Raw genomic sequence first — 16862 nt, forward strand, 5'->3', positions numbered from 1 at the left:
CAGGCCCGTTTCTCTCGCTAGATGAATAGGCTCATTTACGTTGTCTGGCCGTTGCTAACGCGTCCACGACAGCAGAAATCGACAATATTTCAGACAACAAAATTCCGTTTGGGGCGCTTGGACCATATACAATATTGAATGGTATGCCGAAGCGATTTTGTGTCTCCAAATACGTTGCAATGTCTGAATTTGGGCGGGTCCAATCCGCTTGCATTGCGACTACGTTTTCGGAACGCAACAAAGTGGCGACAGGTTCTCGATCGAGCACCAAACCTTTGTTGACCTTGCACGAAAGGCACCAGTCGGCCGTTACATCTACAAAAACCGTCTTTCCCTGTGAGACCAGACGTGGAATGTCACTTTGATTGAATTCGGTCCAGTTCTGAGACAAGCTACGTTCAGCGCCCTTTTGGACCATCACAAAGGGAGTGATGAGCGCCAGAACAGCAACCGCAGTAAGTGCAAGCGCGCGCAAACGTAAGCCGAGCGCAGGCAGTATGGAGCAAAGTAGAAAAACAAGCGTCAGAACAGACACAACCCCTGCGACCCTGATCCCAGCAACGCCTATTAGAACCCACAATAGCCAAATAGCAGTGGTCGCAAGCAATGCGCCTAGCACCCATTTGACAGCGACCATCCAGCGGCCAGGCTTTGGCAGATGCGTGACCCAGCTTGGGCGCGCCGCAAACAAGAGATAAGGGAGGGCTAGGCCAAGTCCGAGCGACGTAAAAATTATCAATACATCAAACGAGCTACCCGTCAGCGCAAACGCGATTGCTGTTCCTAAGAAAGGTGCTGAACAGGGCGTTGCCAAGATCGCGGCAAATGCCCCTGTCGCAAAATCACCCGCATACCCGTCGCGGCTACCCGAAGTGGCAAGCCGGGTTTGTATTGAAGAGGGTAAAGATATCTCGAAAAAGCCAAACAGATTTGCCGCGAATACAAAAAGTACCATGAACATTAACGACAAAAAAACGGGGCTTTGAAATTGTAACCCCCAGCCCACACTTAATCCGGCCGCTTGCAGCATCAAAACGATGGTGACAAGGACCCACATGAACACAAGTACGCCCAAGGCTGACATCAAGAACCCACCACGCACAATATGTGCCGGGCGATTTTCATGTTTCAAAACTGATGCTAGTTTTATCGAGAGCACAGGCAAAACGCAGGGCATAACATTCAAAATCACGCCTCCTAGAAACGCAAAGCCAATGATCGACAACACTTGCCAGAAACTCGTTGACTGTTTCGCAACTTCGTAAGGGGCGGGGGCAGGGGTGATAGACCACGCAGGACTGTCGGTGACAGCGCGTACGCCATCCGTAATTGTAATAGTGATCTCAGGGATAACATCTTCCCCTGCCAAAAGCGGTAAACGCGCCCACATTTCTGTCCCTGATGCGTTCAGGCGAATATCTGGTAGACCAAATGTGAAATAAGGCCCCATCTCAGGGAAGACATCGGGCGAACGGAAATCTGAAGTGGTTCGCGCCGTCACAATCAGCGCTTTTTCAATGAGCGACGCGGACGTAACTGCGATATCGCTTGTCTCGGGTGTCTGGGGAACCTTTTGTGCGAATTCAGTTATCAGAGCCGCAGCTTTCGTATCAATGCCTTGGCCCGAAGGTATTGTCAGATTGAGCGTAAAATCATTTGGCACGCAGATATCAGAACAGGTCAGTAAACTTACATGCGCCGTCAGGTTTGCAGACGTACCGCTATCGATCAGGACTGCTTGGATAGGTAACAATACGTGCTTGCTATAGCCGAAATTTTCGATCCCGAATGCTGTGAAGCGGGTTGGTGCTGGCCACAACAACTCGGCGCTTGCCAGATTTTCGGACCCGCTCCAGTCAATTTCCGGAGGCAAGCCAACTTCGCCCGGGGAGCGCCAATAGGCTTTCCAGCCCTTGCCTAGCTTTAAGTCCAATCCCAGCGATAATGTCTTTGCATTGGGCGCAACACCATCTTCTACAGAAACCAAACGCGCTGTGAGTGCTGCGTTAGAAAAACTGTCAGAGCTTGCCGCATATACCAAAGGCGCTGAAAGCGTGAAAACCAAGATCATCGCGATACGCAAGGGTGTTGAGATCATCGCAAAGCCACCAATCTTCCAAAGCCAATGAGGGGAAATAGTAATCAGTGTAACCGGGGTTGAAGAGCACTGAAATGTATCATTATGTCTGCGTTCCCACCCCTTAATAAATAGCGTACAGTGTGATCCTTTGAGAATGGATGCACATGTTTGGGTGACTAGGAAAATGAAGTTAAGCAGGCGACAGGTCCTACTCGCTACGGGCGCTACTGTATTGCCGGTCTCTTTGTTTGGCGCGACAACACAGGTCACTTTGCAGCCGCGCCCAACAGTCGCGAAAATAGGTCAGCACAGATTGGAGATGCTTGGTTTCAATGGATCGGTTCCGGGTCCGGAAATTCGACTTCGCCAGAATGAAAAGTTGAATGTGCAAGTGGAAAACGGCCTTGACGATGGAACGCTGGTCCACTGGCACGGCATTCGATTGCCAAATGCCATGGATGGCGTGAATGTGTTGACCCAAGATCCGATAGCCCCGGGCGACGTTTTCAACTATCGTTTCTCTGTTCCGGATGCAGGCACATATTGGTATCATTCTCACTATCTTTCGTATGATCAGGTGTCTCGGGGTTTGTTCGGTCCTTTGATTGTTGAGGAAAGCGTTCCGCCGGATGTCGATCGCGACATTACCGTGATGTTGTTTAATGTGCTACTTGATGTCAGCGGCAATTTTGACGATGAATTTAGACCAGAACATTTTGCAACAGCTGGTCGACTTGGAGGTGTGGGGTAATCCCCCCATTTTTAATGGGGTCCGCCTGTAGAACTACGCGGCGATTTTCAGTTTCATAGCGGGTGTGATGCCGCCGATGGCCATGTTGGGCCGGTCGTTGTTGTAAGTCCAGAGCCATTCGGTTGCTTGTTCTTGGGCCTCCTCGATAGTTTCAAAGATGTTCTGATCCAGCCATTCGTGGCGCACCGTGCGATTGTAGCGCTCGATGTAGGCGTTCTGTTGCGGCTTTCCTGGCTGGATGTATTCAATGTGAATGCCACGCGTCTCAGCCCATGATTTCAGCAGCCCACTGACATATTCTGGGCCGTTATCAACGCGGATTACCTCCGGCGCGCCGCGCCATTCGATGATCTGGTTCAGGCTGCGCACAACACGCACGGCGGGTAGCGAGAAGTCCACTTCAATGCCCAGGCCCTCTCGGTTGTAATCATCCAACACATTGAGGGTCCGGAACTTTCGCCCATCCGCCAGCTGATCCTGCATAAAGTCCATCGACCATGTGTGGTTGGGGGCTTCCGGCACTGCCAGTTCATCCGGCTTGGGCCGTTTCAGCCGCTTACGCGGCCTGATACGCAGGTTCAGCTCCAACTCGCAGTAGATCCGGTACACGCGCTTGTGGTTCCATTCATAGCCTTTGACGTTGCGTAGATACAAAAAACACAACCCAAAGCCCCACGTCTTGCGATTGGCCGTCAGGCGTACCAACCAATCCGCGATCTCAGCATTCTCATCGTCAAACTTGCGCTCATAACGATAGCACGTTTCGCTGATCTCAAAGGCGCGGCACGCCAGCGCGATGCTGACCTGTTTCGTTCTCACCGCGTTTACGGCCATCTCGCGTCGCTGAGACGGCCTTACCGCTTTTTTTCAAGGGCTTCCTTCAGCAGATCATTCTGCATGCTCATCTCAGCATACATCCGCTTCAGACGACGGTTCTCAGCCTCCATCGCCTTCATTTGCGATACCATCGAAGCATCCATGCCGCCGAACTTCGCACGCCATTTGTAAAAACTCGCACTGCTCATCCCATGTTCACGGCACAGCTCAGAGACAGGCACACCGCTCTCCGCTTGCTTCAAAATACCCATGATCTGCGCGTCGCTAAATCGTCCGTTCTTCATCAAAAATCTCCTCAGATATCATGCCGAGAAAATTCTACTGTTGAACACCACTAATTTGCGGGGGGATTACCGGACCCAGCGCAAATATGGCGTCAACGTTGGAGGATACTTCGTGCATGCCTTGCAGGAGAACCTACTCTTGGATGGCTTCGCGTCACTGGGTGCTGGTCGCAACGACATGAAGATGGCGGACGATATACTTGACCTAACGAGTGACTACACAACTCAAACAGTGGCACTTGGTGCTGCAATCTCGGGTGTTATTGAACAGAATGGCTATGACATACTGCCTGAGCTAAGCGTCGCATACGGCAGAACCACTATTGGCAGTGTTGGCTTCACAGGTGTCGCCTACGGCCTAACGGATGACACCCTCAGCCTCGATGCTGGGAGCGTCTCTACAGCAACCATCATGTTCCGTCCGGAGTTCCGAGTGTCACTGGATGGGCAAAAGCCATCTGAAAGCCTCTCGACCCTCAGCTTCGCACCCCGCGTGATGTGTGAACGTGTCCAAGTGGCGAGCACGACAAACAACTGTGGTTTTGGCGCAGAGCTAGGCATCTCGTCCAGCACGCAAGATGGCCTGACGTCAGTAAACGCAGCGATCGTCGCTGACCGTGTGGGCAATAGCACACGCTCTAGCCTCCAGTTCCAGCTTGAGCACAAGTTCTAAGCAAGGCGGATAAACGTACAAAGCAAGGGGCGGTCGGCGTCTGCCCCTTTGCATTGTTGCGTAAATTGATGGATGCCTAACAAGTTACGAGCAAGGGCAGGGCGCTGCAAGCAGTCGCCCCAACGTCCAATCTCCACCACCGGACAACTGGACACCCCTATAGGGGGATGTCCGTGTCTGTCCGTCTGCATGGGGCGCTGACATGGGTCGGACGTGTCCGCTAAATGTCTTGTCTGTCCGCTTCATCAATGAACCACACTTTGTCATCATATTCGCGAGTATAGTCGTGGTCCTGTAGCCAGTTTCGAGCACGTGTGAAAGCGGTACGGATGCTGTCTTCCTTGACGTCGTCTTTCGCTCGCCTCAGCTTGAACTCATCATACCAAGCTTTTGCGTTAACAACCCTTCGACCGGATGGATAATGCTCTGAGTTTGTCATCTTGCAGCCCTTGTTTTTGAGCGCATCGTGTAGAGCTTGGTGTGCTACTTGATTGCTGCCTTTAAGCAATCGAGTCTTGCTGCGCTTCAGTTCAGCAGCATCTTGCGGCTCAATAGTGCAGCTGGTGGAGGGGTCACCATCAGGATCGACCCCCAATGTTACAGTGTTCAAGGTGAAGGCTGCGACTTTGCCGCCCTCTAGATCGCGCTGCTTCTTGGTGGTTGCGACCTTCATCAACCCATCGGCGGTAAGTTCTATCTCAGTATCTACGGCTGCACGTAAGCCGCTATGCCCGCGTGCCCCTCTGCCTTGATCCTTGCCGCTGTGGTGGACAAGCATGACGTGGCAACCAAGCTTTTGGCGTATTTCTGCAATGTGGGTGAGGAACTGAGTGACATCCTTTCCATCATTCTCATTGCCTGCACCAAATGACATTGCCAGCGTATCTACGACGAGCATATCGACGGGGCGTTCACCTATGGCTGTTAGCAGCGCCTCCACGTCTTCAACGCCGTGCAGGTCAAGTTGTAGGGGTAAGTGATGGAAGCTCTCCTTTGCAGCGTCAAACAAATCGGGCTTGCCCTTCGCAATAGCTCTGATCCGCTTTGAGAAGCCTGTACCACCTTCTGCTGCCAAATAGATCACATGGCTTTGGGTGACTCTGCAGCCGTTCCATTGCCTGCCGGCCGCCACATGAAAGGCCACATCGAGCGTGAAGAAGGATTTACCTACGTTGGACTGCCCGTAAACGAGAGATGTGGCATCTAGATCAAGCCATGACTTTACGAGATAGGGCTGGTGTTCAATGTAGCTGGTGTCGGTTGCTGCAGTTAAAGCGGTTCGTATCTGCTCCACTCGTGGATTGCTGATCTTTGTGCCTTGGGAAATGTCAAATTCAGCCATTGTATTGCTCCATCAAGATGTCGTTCCAGTCTTTGCCGTCTGGTGCCTGCATGAGAGTTACGTTCCATCCAATACGCGCCGCACGCGCACCGAGTTCCTCAGCCGCTGACAGGCCAACAGCATCACCATCTGCTGCAAGGATGAGTTGATCCGGCTTTGCGGGTAGTTCGAGTGACTTGATGCCACTCGCTGAGAGGGCAGACCAATAGCGCCCGTGATCAGATTTATGCAATTCTGGTAGTGCCAGCGTGGTCTCTATGCCTTCAGCGACAATCAGTGGACCAGTAGACCCGATCAGGCGAGCCGCTCCACCTTTGCACTTACCAAGCATAAGCTTGTCTCTCTTTGTGCCATCAGTATTTAAGTAAATCCTGTGTAACCCCACGAGTTTACCTTGACGCTGAACGGCCGTTAGGAGCGCAGGTAATGGTTCACCAGTGTTGGCGTAGATCAAACTTGGATGGTGGCGCTGTGTGGCGCTCCACTGGTGTATATTGCGCGATGCCAAGTACGATTGTGATAGAGTGCCCTCTATGGGCTGCCCCTGTTTCCAGAGCTTACGACAGTAGGCAGCTCTGCGGACGTCTTCTTGCCGTTGTTGCTCTTGTATCGCCTTCAAATCTGATCGTGTAACTGATCGGTATGCCTTTGAGCCAGTTAGACCAGCGGCAGATATGATGCTGTCAAAGCTACATCCGGCAAAGCAGTGTAGAAGTAACTTGCCGTCAGCGCCGACGTTGACGCTCAATGACGGTGATCTATCATTATGTGCTGGGCATACATCTATCCAGCCTGTCCCGCTTTTGCGGGCTTTGGGTGATAGTGGAAAATCAATTTGCATCGATAACCTCAATTGTTGAGGCGCTCTGAAAGACGTGGTACAAGCAAAGCAGGTTGTTACTTCCCCAAGTTTAACCTGCGTTACTGGACCGCGTGCTTTCGAGCGCGCGGTTTCTTTATGAGCGGTAGTGCTCGAAAACGTAGTTGCGGATGTGAGAGGGCAGGGCCTCAAGCGTTAAGTGCGCAGTTGGCTCAAAGAGCAAACCTCGCCCCGAACAGGCGGCCATGAGGCCTCCCCGAGTTGTCGCATAGCTCTTGCCAGCCCACGTCCCTGTGTTCGGGGGCTCTACAGAGCGCTTCTGCAGGATCCATTGGATGCCATGCTTGCAGACGATTATACGCCAGCGAGGTGTAAGAAGGTCGACGATCCTAGAATAATTATCGTCTCGTTCCCTGTGTGAAGCCCGCTGTAGTGAGTGATCCAAGCTACTATTGGAAAAGGTTGGCACTGACGCACTCATTTGGGCGCTTCGCCACTATGAAGCGCGCGTAAATGTGCTTCCACATCGCCTTCTGGCCAGTAAAGGCGGCCGCCTAGCTTGATTGGCGGCGGCAGCCGGCCGTGGGCGAGATCGAGGTAAATGGCAGAGCGTGAACGGCCGCCGAGTTTTGAGCTAAGCTCTGTGAGTGTGAGGTAAGTCTGCATTTCCATGCTCCAAGATGTTGTTCTTGGTGCATCGTTAACCTTAAAAGTTATCGCTGTAATTTAAGAAAAATGCTCAAAAATGCACACCATTTCTATTAAGAGGCCTTTTCTCAAGGGGAAATTCTTTTAAGCCTTTTGAGACTGGGTTTCGAATGGTAGGCCGCTTCAGAGCGAAACAGTTTCTTTTCTCTATTTTTATTTTCTAAAAAGATTTCATGAATTTGCCGCATGAAGTTGATAGCCTCTTCTTGTGCCTTAATCGTCTCGTTAAATCGCTGGAATTATCATTTGGCAGAATCAACTAAGGCTCCTGCTAGCCCTGGGTGTACTGTATACTACCCTGTAGACAGGTGGTCCCTTGTGCCTCTTGTCAAAGATTCTTAGCTTATCAGAATTACCGCTCTTTAATTGATGGCAGTCTCATCAGCTGCTAATTTGGCTAACTCATTTTCAATGAACGCAGTGAGTTCTTCCTGACGTTCAAACTCTAAACCCTTCGGGACCAAGTCTTTCGCGCGCGGAGTTACCCCCACTCCGAGACCCACTAGCGCAGAGGGGTCGTTAGGATCTATTGATCCACCCAACAGGCCCGTTAAACCTGCATCATGTGTAGCGGAAGTAGCGGATGTAGAAGGGATTTTGTCTGATTTTTCATTTTTCATTTTGCAGCTCCCACAAGCTTCACGACCTGACCATCGCCGCCCGTCACATAGTCAGCCCATCGTTCAGTTAGCGCCAAACGCTGCTCGAGATAATCTGTTCTGCGATAGGCACGAACGACACCGCTATCGGTGGCGTGAGATAGCATCGCTTCGGCAACTTCGTGGGGGGCGTCTGTAGCCTCCGCCAGCCACGTTCGTAAGGACGTACGGAAACCGTGGGGCCTTGCCTCCAAGCCTCGCCGCTCCATCAACCTTGAAAGGGTCATATCACTGATCACGCCACCTCGTGTATTTGGGAATAGGTAGCCATTGCGTGCATGAGGGCGCGCTTGTTCAATTATACATCTGGCCTCCTTGCATAGAGGCACGCGGTAGGCAGGGGCCTTACCCTTCTGGCCCTTCATATCACCCTCAGGTACGGTCCAAACTTCCCCCTCAATTTGCTCAACGCGAAGATGCCGTAAAGGTTTTGAGCGTACTCCGGGGTTCAGGATTAATAGCCTTAGAGCTAAATGTGTAAGTGTCGGCTCTTTGAGGCTGGCATAAAACGCGGGGACATCAGCCCAAGCCATGGCGGGGATATGCTTTGCCACATGGCGAGATTTACCAAGCAGCGCCTTTGCTTTCTCGGTCGCCTGCAAGTCTACGTCCAAGCCCAGTGCCGCAGCATGACGTAAAACAATTGAGAGCCTGTTCATTGCTTTGCGTGCTGTATCAGCTTTGGTGTGCCAAATGGGAGCTAACGTATCTCGGATGTCACGTTGGTCTATATCGGTAACAGGTACTTTGCCGAGCTTGGGCAAGACGTGAAGACTAAGTGGCGTTAACCATCTACCCGCTTTGCCATCGTCCTTGAGTTCAGCCTTTCGAGCCTCGAACGCATCTTCAGTTATGATTGACAGCGATATGTCCTCACGTCTTGCGGCACGTCTCTCAGCTTCACGTTCCTTTATTGGATCACGGCCTGCTGCTGCCATACTGCGCCAGCGCTCACTCAGTTTGCGAGCATCGGCCAATCCCACAGTAGGATGGCCGCCCAATCCCATCTCGCGCCGCCTGCCGTGAACGGTCACACGTAGCATCCATTGAGCGCCACCATCCTCGCGTTTGATCAACCAAAGGCCTGCTCCATCTGAGTGCTTGCCAGCAGGAGCGGTTCTTATGAATCCTGCGGAAAGCTTGTTCTTCGCGCGCATTTTGTATCCACCCAATTATCCACCCTAGCTTGCGAGATACGGATGGACAGGTCAAGACATGGATGGGCACATTTCGTAACGTTTAAAGGTGGATAGCGTTACGGATAGACAATTAAAAACACATAAAAACAATGGGTTGGTGCCGTGTGGGGGCACCATAATTCAAGTCAAAGCATTGTAATACCTCACTAATTCGACTGATCGAGTGAGCCGTAGACCATGCTGGCAACCAAATCTAATAGCTATACGTTCCAAAAGGACGGTATCTGGTATTTCTCCCGTAGAGTTCCCGCTGATTTACGGCGGCATTATCGGACGGGTAGGATTGCTTACTCGCTAAGGACTAAGTCCATTAGGGATGCCCGTGTTAGGGCGATGAATGATGCTGCTAAGTTAGACAGGCATTGGCACATCCTGCGAATCTCCTCTGATGATTTGCCAGGCAAGCATTTGCTAGCAGATGCTGTTCAGGAGCCAGCAACTGTAGCTTCTATCGATAATCATTCGTTTAAGGCTGCCGTGGCTGTTTATCTGCGCCTGAAGGGCAACGACCGCCCTCCAACCTTTGAAGCTGCTGTGAGGCGTTCTTGCGGCTATCTGATTGATTGCTGTGGGATGAAAGACCTCCACGATTATGTGCGGTCTGATGCTACCAAGTTCCGTGATTATCTATTTGCTAAGGGTCTCAACGGGGCTTCTGTGGCAAGGATATTTGGAACTGTAAGAGCCGTTATAAACTTAGCTTTAAGTGAGTTTGGGCTAGCAATTGTCAACCCATTCTCAAACGTCTATTTTGATCATAGTGTTGGGGTTAAGAAGCGGCTGCCAGTAAAGCCTGAGGACATCAAGAAGGTTCAGGCAGAGTGCTATAAGGCTGATGATGAGAAGCGCTGGCTGATAGCCCTAATAGCTGACACTGGGATGCGTTTAGCCGAAGGTGCTGGGCTGTTAAGGTCTGACTTCATTGAGCAAGACGGCATCCTGTGCGTCAACATCAGGCCCCATCCTTGGCGATCCTTGAAGACCGCAAGCAGCACTAGAGTAATCCCGTTAGTCGGATCAGCTAAGTGGGCCGCAGAACGCATACTGGCCCAACCTGCTGATAGTGAGTTTGCATTCCCCAACTACAATGATGGGGAGAGAACCAACGCAAACTCAGCAAGCGCTGCATTGAACAAGTGGCTCAAAGGTAAGATTGGCGCAGGCTACACCATTCACAGCTTCCGTCACTCAATGCGAGATAGGTTGAGGGCAGTTGAATGTCCCAGTGATGTGATTGACCAAATTGGTGGTTGGCTTACCCAAGGAGTGGGGGCATCGTATGGAGAAGGGTATTCAACGAAAATTCTCAGTCAATATCTGAAACAAACCAACTTTTTGTGAGCCCACCGTTGAGAAAGCCAACAACGGCAAAGCACTTTGTCGCTTGTTTGCGTCAGTTGTTTAGAGGATGATATCATTATGAAACTTTTTAACAAATACCATCCCAAAAACCATAGGCTGATCGCCGTTCTTGCATTTGTAATTAGCGCACCATCACTTCTCGTAGCTGAGGATAGACCAGGCTTTTATAGCCCTGAGTTTCTCCCACTTGAACGTAATTATTATGACTTGTCGTTTGACAGTTCAGTAAGTGATACTGCTTCAGTGGGTAACAGCACGAGCCTGAGATGTATCGGTAGTGAGTGTAAAACCGCCCAATTCACCTCGTCTAGCGATATGGATCAGTATGGCTTTGGCATTACCTTCGTTACACCTCATATTAACGGACTAAGCTTTGGATCGTCAGTTCGATACACTGATTGGAGTGGTGTCACTTCACAGGATACTTGGGCGGGCCTTGATACGAGATACGATACTAATCATGCAGTTTCATTGAGAGTTTCTGGCTCATATTTGCTATCTGATGACAGCATAATAAAGGTCTCGCTTTCGCAAGATAAAAGTGCCTCCGCCAATCAAACTCAACGGGATGTACACTTCGAGGCGTCAAGTCTCATTACAGATAATGTAATGCTTTCTGGCCGTATATCTGCGCTTTGGGGCGATAAGCATCTTCCTAACGGTATAAAACATGTTGGAGCAACATTGCGATACAGCGAGACGTTTGGATCACTTGAAGCAAACGGCTCCATAAATGTTCATAGCGCTACCTCGATAAGTCGTTCCTCGGTTGATGGGGTGGCGACAGCTACTGAGGAACAGTTTAATGGCTTTGGATCAGGTGGTGCTGTTTATTTGAGGCATGATAATTCGAGATTTGGGGTAACTGCTTCGTTTGACGGCAATGATTTTGAGGGATCGCCACAAAACTATTCTTTCGGTCCGCAGTATATATTCACTGGTTCTAATTTTGAGTTCACCGTGAGTGGTAATTACTTGGTTTCTCAGTCAAATGATGTGGCTAGTGGTTCTGACGTAACCAGCTTCTCAGACAACATCACCAAAGAGTTGCGCATGCGATACGTTAGGGATTTCTCAGGTGGTTATTATCTCAACGCATCCGTGGTTCGCAGCTGGAATTCAGGTGGAAGCAGTATTATTGGTACCCAAGTTCAAACTCAAAACTCTTCGAGCGGTTGGGGTTTGAACCTAGGGCTGACAAAGCAGTTTTAACTTAGCAGCATCATTCATCGCCCTAACACGGGCATCCCTAATGGACTTAGTCCTTAGCGAGTAAGCAATCCTACCCGTCCGATAATGCCGCCGTAAATCAGCGGGAACTCTACGGGAGAAATACCAGATACCGTCCTTTTGGAACGTATAGCTATTAGATTTGGTTGCCAGCATGGTCTACGGCTCACTCGATCAGTCGAATTAGTGAGGTATTACAATGCTTTGACTTGAATTATGGTGCCCCCACACGGGGATGGCTCCGCCAGTAGGCACCAAGGTTAAGCATTAACCTCATAAAACAAGGCTACTGTCTCATTCTGATCTCTGCAACAGGCGTAAATTGGTCTACGGTTTGGTCTACGGTTCAAGTTTAGGGCTACTGAACCTGAACGGTGCATTTAGGCGTCCCTATGACCCAAGCTGCCAGAGACTCTCAGTGAGTCATGCAGGGCGATGCTGCTTGTGCGCTAGGTCGGCTGGCGGATGAATCTAATGGGCCTGTACGAGCCTTACAGAGTCTCTCAGGGGCATTCAGCACTAGGGGGCGAGTGCCACCCCACCCTATAGGGGATATCGTATACAGGCCTGGCCCAAGATTGGTGGTGAGGAACTGTAAACCTAGCTGCATGCAGGGCGTTTAGGCCAAACTTGACTGTTTCATGAGAGCAGAGGGAGGATGGTTTATGTGCTAACTATCACAGCATTTGGTGATGCTGAGCGGTACTCTGAGTTTCTACACAGTAGTCGCCCAATGTCATTGCCGTGCAGCTTGTCGATCACAGTCAGCCTGACTGATTAAATATATACTGGTAATGGAATAGGCCTAAGTGATTATTCTTGATTAGAAGGTGATAGTTGCCATCCTATTGAGGTGTGAGGTGACTGAATAGGAATTGATCAGCGTATGACGTCAGACAACTTAAACAACTCTCGTCCGCTAGATGTTCATCTATGGTCCGATTACCCTGAGATTAACCACTTAGTCGATGCACTGTGGGAGACTTACTTTGAACCTGTTGAAGTTATCCGTCGTGGTCCAAAGCCAAAGGCTACCAAGAAGTCCCATTTAAAAGTACTACTCTTAGATCTGTATGTTTGTTGGGTGAACGACCCCACGATGTACATTGCTGTTCACATGTCAATGTCTGGCTGGAAAGCGAATAGCAGGTACAACGCCCTCCATCTATCATCCCAAATGATAGATATCGTACGGAGGCTGGTTCATCTCGAATACCTTGAATTCCACAAAGGTTATGAGGGGAGACTATCTCGGATTAGAGCCACTGACAGACTTCATTATATCTTCCACAGCATTATAGTTCCTTTACCTGCCATATTCTTCCATCACTCTCAGGAAGTGTTAGAACTGCGAGGCGATGCTGATACGGAGATATCAATCTCTAAGCCGAAGCTAGAATATACAGATACTGATGCCACGGCGAAGATGCGGGCAGTCCTGCTAGCCTACAATGACCTGTTAAGACGCAGTCATCTGGATATCTGTTCATTGGAACAGCCTTTCATCGATAGAGTTATTACAAAGGGTCCACGGCAAGGTGAGCAGGTTCGGATCCATATTGATCATAGGAACATCTTTGTTAAGCGGGTGTTCAACAAAGGTAGTTGGGGGTTAGGCGGCCGCTTCTATGGAGGATGGTGGCAACTCATCGACAAAGACCTTCGTAGCGATATCATGATCAACGACAAACCCACCATTGAGATCGACTACAAGTCGATGCACGTTGCTCTTCTTTTGGCTCAAATTAAACAGAAGTCGAACTACGATCCGTATACTTTAAGCAAGTCTATCTTCCCTAATAGAAACGATCTTGATCAGCGTTCTGTGGTGAAACAACTCGTGCTTATGGCCCTTAACGCCAGTGACAGGAAAACAGCGTTCTCTGCATTTCGTGGTGATCAACCAACAGGACATTCCGCCAAAAAACTTACTAACGTCGAACTATCCAAACTGCTTGATGCTTTCATCGATGAGTATCCTGATTTGGCACCATTTATGTGCACAGGTAAAGGCCTTGAACTGATGTACATAGACAGTTGCATAGCCGAGCATGTCATTGATCACTTTACGGACCTAGGCGTCCCTATCCTATGCCTGCACGATAGCTTTATCGTACCATTTGCTCACGTTTTGGAATTACGGGCTGAGATGGTCAAAGCTGGTTCGACAGCTACACGGCGGTTCATGTTTACTGAAAAAGACGGCATTGGTCTGGATGAATGGTTTACGGCTTATGAGAACACTGGGCAGCAACCAGGCTTTGAGCCGAAGCAAGTTGTAAGATGTGAAGGATACATGAGCCGGTTGGAGGCCTGGTGATGCACGTCATTAGAAGACAGGCTATATCTGAGCAAACAATTGAAACCTTAGACCAACAAGGAATTCGCTAGATGTATCAGACTATCGTATTATGGATGGCCTTCATAACGATGGCATCCTGCTCAACTGCATCGCTGGCCGATGGATTACCCGGATCGATCTTTGCAATCGAAAGGTATCGTTCCATCGAGCGATCTTACCTCACTGAGCGCTACGATATCTTCTGCCTACAAAGGCCGGGTTTTATGGTCGAGATCCCTTGGGATGCGAGCAAGTTTTATGGCGATCCCTCAAAGGCACAGGTTGAAGTCGAACTGATCGACATGGGTATGATTGAGTGTAAGCATGGTTGGGACCTGCATGAAATGGGTAACATCCGCCAGGGTAGCGGCGGCACTGAATGGATCGCTGTGTACAATGATGAATTCTTAGTCAGATTTACTGCTATGGAGGCCGAAATCACATATTCTGACAATGGAGAACCAAGCATTGTGGCTTTGGTGCATCCAATGTATTGTGAAAATGTCAGAGAGAAATGTACGCTTTATATGCGACTTCCGTTAGAATAACGTGACTTCTGAAAATATTCAAAATTGAAAAACTCACTATGATCAGTATTGTTATTTTACAACAAATGAGCACATGTCTCAGACGCAGTAGATGCATCCCGCTCAACTTTGAAAGGTCTTTTGTATGCTAGCGGTAGCTGGTGGTATTTTGCTCGCACTCCTCATTCTTGTTCTGTTGCCAGCTATTTTTGAGTTGATACCAATTCTGTTAGGCGCTGGAATCTTGCTGTTTGTTGCTGTGTTAATTATAACAGGAGCAATACCATTAGAAATTGTCATTTTAGGCTTTGGTCTATTATTTGCGTTAGGCGTTTTTGGTTCTTTTAAAGGTAACCACAGTATGTCTGACAAAAGCAGTATTAGTTATGCTGCTGGCCGTAAGCTTGCCGCTTCTAAATCAATGGTAAGTCAGCAAAAAATACCAAGATCAAAAAAAATAGAATTTCAGAGAAAAATAAGATTACTGACCCCAGCACTCACAAATCGTTCAGCACTGAAAAAAATAAAAGATCTTAAAGAAATTGATGACCAGCAGGTAGAGTACGAAAAGCTTGCAATGCAAACTGCATCTGCCGCCTTAGATACCTTTACCGTATATTTAGTTGATCACCTCTCAAAACAATTTCAAGTATATATTGAAAGTGACCTACTACGGTTAGTGACTAACAGACATGAGGACATGCCAGAAACAGCAACATTTAAGTGTGACATTTCAATTCAGCTAGGCGATGAAGCCAGTGAAATTGCATCTGTATGCACACTAGTCAGAGCGATTTCTGAAAAAAGGTCAATACGTACAATCAGTCTTTTTCTTTCGAAATCAGATCTAAGAAACTTACACGGTATAAGTATTAAAAAAGCTGTTCGTAATATCAACAAGTTAATCATATCCGAACTCAAAAAAAATCCTCAACTAATAGATAAAATAAAAAAAACCGAAACATAGTCTTTAAGTCAGTTATCTTACCCCAAAAACAGTCTACAGTTATACTCCTATTGAGTTCCCTCTCATCCAAACATCCATCACCTCAATAGGATGGCAACTATCACCTTCTAATCAAGAATAATCACTTAGGCCTATTCCATTACCAGTATATATTTAATCAGTCAGGCTGACTGTGATCGACAAGCTGCACGGCAATGACATTGGGCGACTACTGTGTAGAAACTCAGAGTACCGCTCAGCATCACCAAATGCTGTGATAGTTAGCACATAAACCATCCTCCCTCTGCTCTCATGAAACAGTCAAGTTTGGCCTAAACGCCCTGCATGCAGCTAGGTTTACAGTTCCTCACCACCAATCTTGGGCCAGGCCTGTATACGATATCCCCTATAGGGTGGGGTGGCACTCGCCCCCTAGTGCTGAATGCCCCTGAGAGACTCTGTAAGGCTCGTACAGGCCCATTAGATTCATCCGCCAGCCGACCTAGCGCACAAGCAGCATCGCCCTGCATGACTCACTGAGAGTCTCTGGCAGCTTGGGTCATAGGGACGCCTAAATGCACCGTTCAGGTTCAGTAGCCCTAAACTTGAACCGTAGACCAAACCGTAGACCAATTTACGCCTGTTGCAGAGATCAGAATGAGACAGTAGCCTTGTTTTATGAGGTTAATGCTTAACCTTGGTGCCTACTGGCGGAGCCATCCCCGTGTGGGGGCACCATTTTCCAGAAAAAATATAAATGACATCGCCCGAAACAGGGCATCTGTTTCGTCGTTTAATCACGTTGAGCTTGATGCCCTGAAGGTAGCACTGAGGCGCATGATTGGAGGCTGCCCGCGCGCATCCGTGCTATAAACTACATGATGTATTGGGCAGCGTTTACTTGGCGGGTGAGGCTAAAAAGAAAAGAGCCTGACACTTGCGCGTCAGGCTCTCTCTATCTTGGCTCCGGCGGTAGGGATCGAACCTACGACCAATTGATTAACAGTCAACTGCTCTACCGCTGAGCTACGCCGGAATATTTGGGGGATATAACAACACCCTTGGGGGGCGTCCAGCGTATTTTGTTGGTTTTCGTGTAAAAA

15 protein-coding genes and 1 tRNA gene are annotated in these 16862 nt (G+C 49.1%); 7 read left to right on the forward strand and 9 right to left on the reverse strand.

Going from position 1 to position 16862, the window contains the following annotated elements:
- Positions 1-31: 31 nt before the first annotated feature.
- A complete protein-coding gene (locus DSM117340_RS05435) occupies positions 32-2350 on the reverse strand; it encodes a protein-disulfide reductase DsbD domain-containing protein (protein WP_354689902.1) in 2319 nt (772 codons plus the stop codon).
- Between DSM117340_RS05435 and DSM117340_RS05440 the strand changes: the two genes are divergently transcribed.
- Positions 2265-2831 (forward strand): multicopper oxidase domain-containing protein, encoded by a 567-nt coding sequence (locus DSM117340_RS05440; RefSeq protein WP_354689903.1) that lies wholly within the window; start codon positions 2265-2267, stop codon positions 2829-2831. The genes DSM117340_RS05435 and DSM117340_RS05440 overlap by 86 nt on opposite strands.
- 33 nt (positions 2832-2864) lie before the next feature.
- Here DSM117340_RS05440 and DSM117340_RS05445 read toward each other — a convergent pair.
- Positions 2865-3952, reverse strand: a protein-coding gene (locus tag DSM117340_RS05445; protein WP_354689822.1) for an IS3 family transposase whose coding sequence is annotated in 2 segments (ribosomal slippage) — positions 2865-3700 and positions 3700-3952 — 1089 coding nt in all. Because the reading frame shifts where the segments join, the coding sequence is not laid out codon by codon here.
- 40 nt (positions 3953-3992) lie between these two features.
- Here DSM117340_RS05445 and DSM117340_RS05450 point away from each other — a divergent pair.
- Positions 3993-4625 (forward strand): hypothetical protein, encoded by a 633-nt coding sequence (locus DSM117340_RS05450; RefSeq protein WP_354689904.1) that lies wholly within the window; start codon positions 3993-3995, stop codon positions 4623-4625.
- Positions 4626-4845: 220 nt separating this feature from the next.
- Here DSM117340_RS05450 and DSM117340_RS05455 read toward each other — a convergent pair whose 3' ends face one another.
- The 5 genes from DSM117340_RS05455 to DSM117340_RS05475 form a co-directional block, all read right to left on the reverse strand.
- Positions 4846-5967, reverse strand: coding sequence for a helicase RepA family protein (locus DSM117340_RS05455; protein ID WP_354689905.1), 1122 nt, complete (start codon positions 5965-5967; stop codon positions 4846-4848).
- Complete coding sequence (locus tag DSM117340_RS05460) at positions 5960-6298, reverse strand: toprim domain-containing protein (RefSeq protein ID WP_354689906.1); 339 nt, start codon at positions 6296-6298, stop codon at positions 5960-5962. Before DSM117340_RS05460 ends, DSM117340_RS05455 begins: the two co-directional genes overlap by 8 nt.
- Before the next feature lie 966 nt (positions 6299-7264).
- Positions 7265-7453, reverse strand: coding sequence for a transcriptional regulator (locus DSM117340_RS05465; RefSeq protein ID WP_354689907.1), 189 nt, complete (start codon positions 7451-7453; stop codon positions 7265-7267).
- A 404-nt stretch (positions 7454-7857) separates the two neighbouring features.
- The gene (locus DSM117340_RS05470) at positions 7858-8115 is read right to left on the reverse strand and encodes a hypothetical protein (RefSeq protein WP_354689908.1); all 258 of its coding nucleotides are present in this window, start codon (positions 8113-8115) and stop codon (positions 7858-7860) included.
- Entirely contained in the window at positions 8112-9311 is a 1200-nt protein-coding gene (locus DSM117340_RS05475; protein WP_354689909.1) for an integrase arm-type DNA-binding domain-containing protein, read from the reverse strand. Before DSM117340_RS05475 ends, DSM117340_RS05470 begins: the two co-directional genes overlap by 4 nt.
- Positions 9312-9530: 219 nt before the next feature.
- On the opposite strand from DSM117340_RS05475, the gene DSM117340_RS05480 reads away from it, so the two are divergent.
- Both DSM117340_RS05480 and DSM117340_RS05485 read left to right on the forward strand, forming a co-directional pair.
- Positions 9531-10694, forward strand: coding sequence for a DUF6538 domain-containing protein (locus DSM117340_RS05480; protein WP_354689910.1), 1164 nt, complete (start codon positions 9531-9533; stop codon positions 10692-10694).
- A 78-nt stretch (positions 10695-10772) separates the two neighbouring features.
- Positions 10773-11927 carry a hypothetical protein gene (locus DSM117340_RS05485; protein WP_354689911.1) on the forward strand — a complete coding sequence of 385 codons (1155 nt, stop codon included), beginning with the start codon at positions 10773-10775 and terminating at the stop codon, positions 11925-11927.
- Here DSM117340_RS05485 and DSM117340_RS05490 read toward each other — a convergent pair.
- Positions 11904-12101: a DUF6538 domain-containing protein gene (locus DSM117340_RS05490; protein ID WP_354689912.1), complete on the reverse strand. Its 198-nt coding sequence runs from the start codon at positions 12099-12101 to the stop codon at positions 11904-11906. The two genes, DSM117340_RS05485 and DSM117340_RS05490, sit on opposite strands and share 24 nt — an antisense overlap.
- A gap of 730 nt (positions 12102-12831) precedes the next feature.
- Between DSM117340_RS05490 and DSM117340_RS05495 the strand changes: the two genes are divergently transcribed.
- The 3 genes from DSM117340_RS05495 (at position 12832) to DSM117340_RS05505 (ending at position 15780) form a co-directional block, all read left to right on the forward strand.
- The gene (locus tag DSM117340_RS05495) at positions 12832-14265 is read left to right on the forward strand and encodes a hypothetical protein (RefSeq protein ID WP_354689913.1); all 1434 of its coding nucleotides are present in this window, start codon (positions 12832-12834) and stop codon (positions 14263-14265) included.
- 71 nt (positions 14266-14336) lie between these two features.
- Positions 14337-14834: a hypothetical protein gene (locus DSM117340_RS05500; RefSeq protein ID WP_354689914.1), complete on the forward strand. Its 498-nt coding sequence runs from the start codon at positions 14337-14339 to the stop codon at positions 14832-14834.
- Between the two features lie 124 nt (positions 14835-14958).
- Positions 14959-15780 (forward strand): hypothetical protein, encoded by an 822-nt coding sequence (locus DSM117340_RS05505; RefSeq protein ID WP_354689915.1) that lies wholly within the window; start codon positions 14959-14961, stop codon positions 15778-15780.
- 940 nt (positions 15781-16720) lie between these two features.
- On the opposite strand, the gene DSM117340_RS05510 is transcribed toward DSM117340_RS05505, so the two are convergent.
- A tRNA-Asn gene (locus DSM117340_RS05510) sits at positions 16721-16795 on the reverse strand.
- Between the last annotated feature and the right edge of the window lie 67 nt (positions 16796-16862).

Source organism: Lentibacter algarum, assembly GCF_040580765.1.
GTDB classification, from domain to species: domain Bacteria; phylum Pseudomonadota; class Alphaproteobacteria; order Rhodobacterales; family Rhodobacteraceae; genus Lentibacter; species Lentibacter algarum.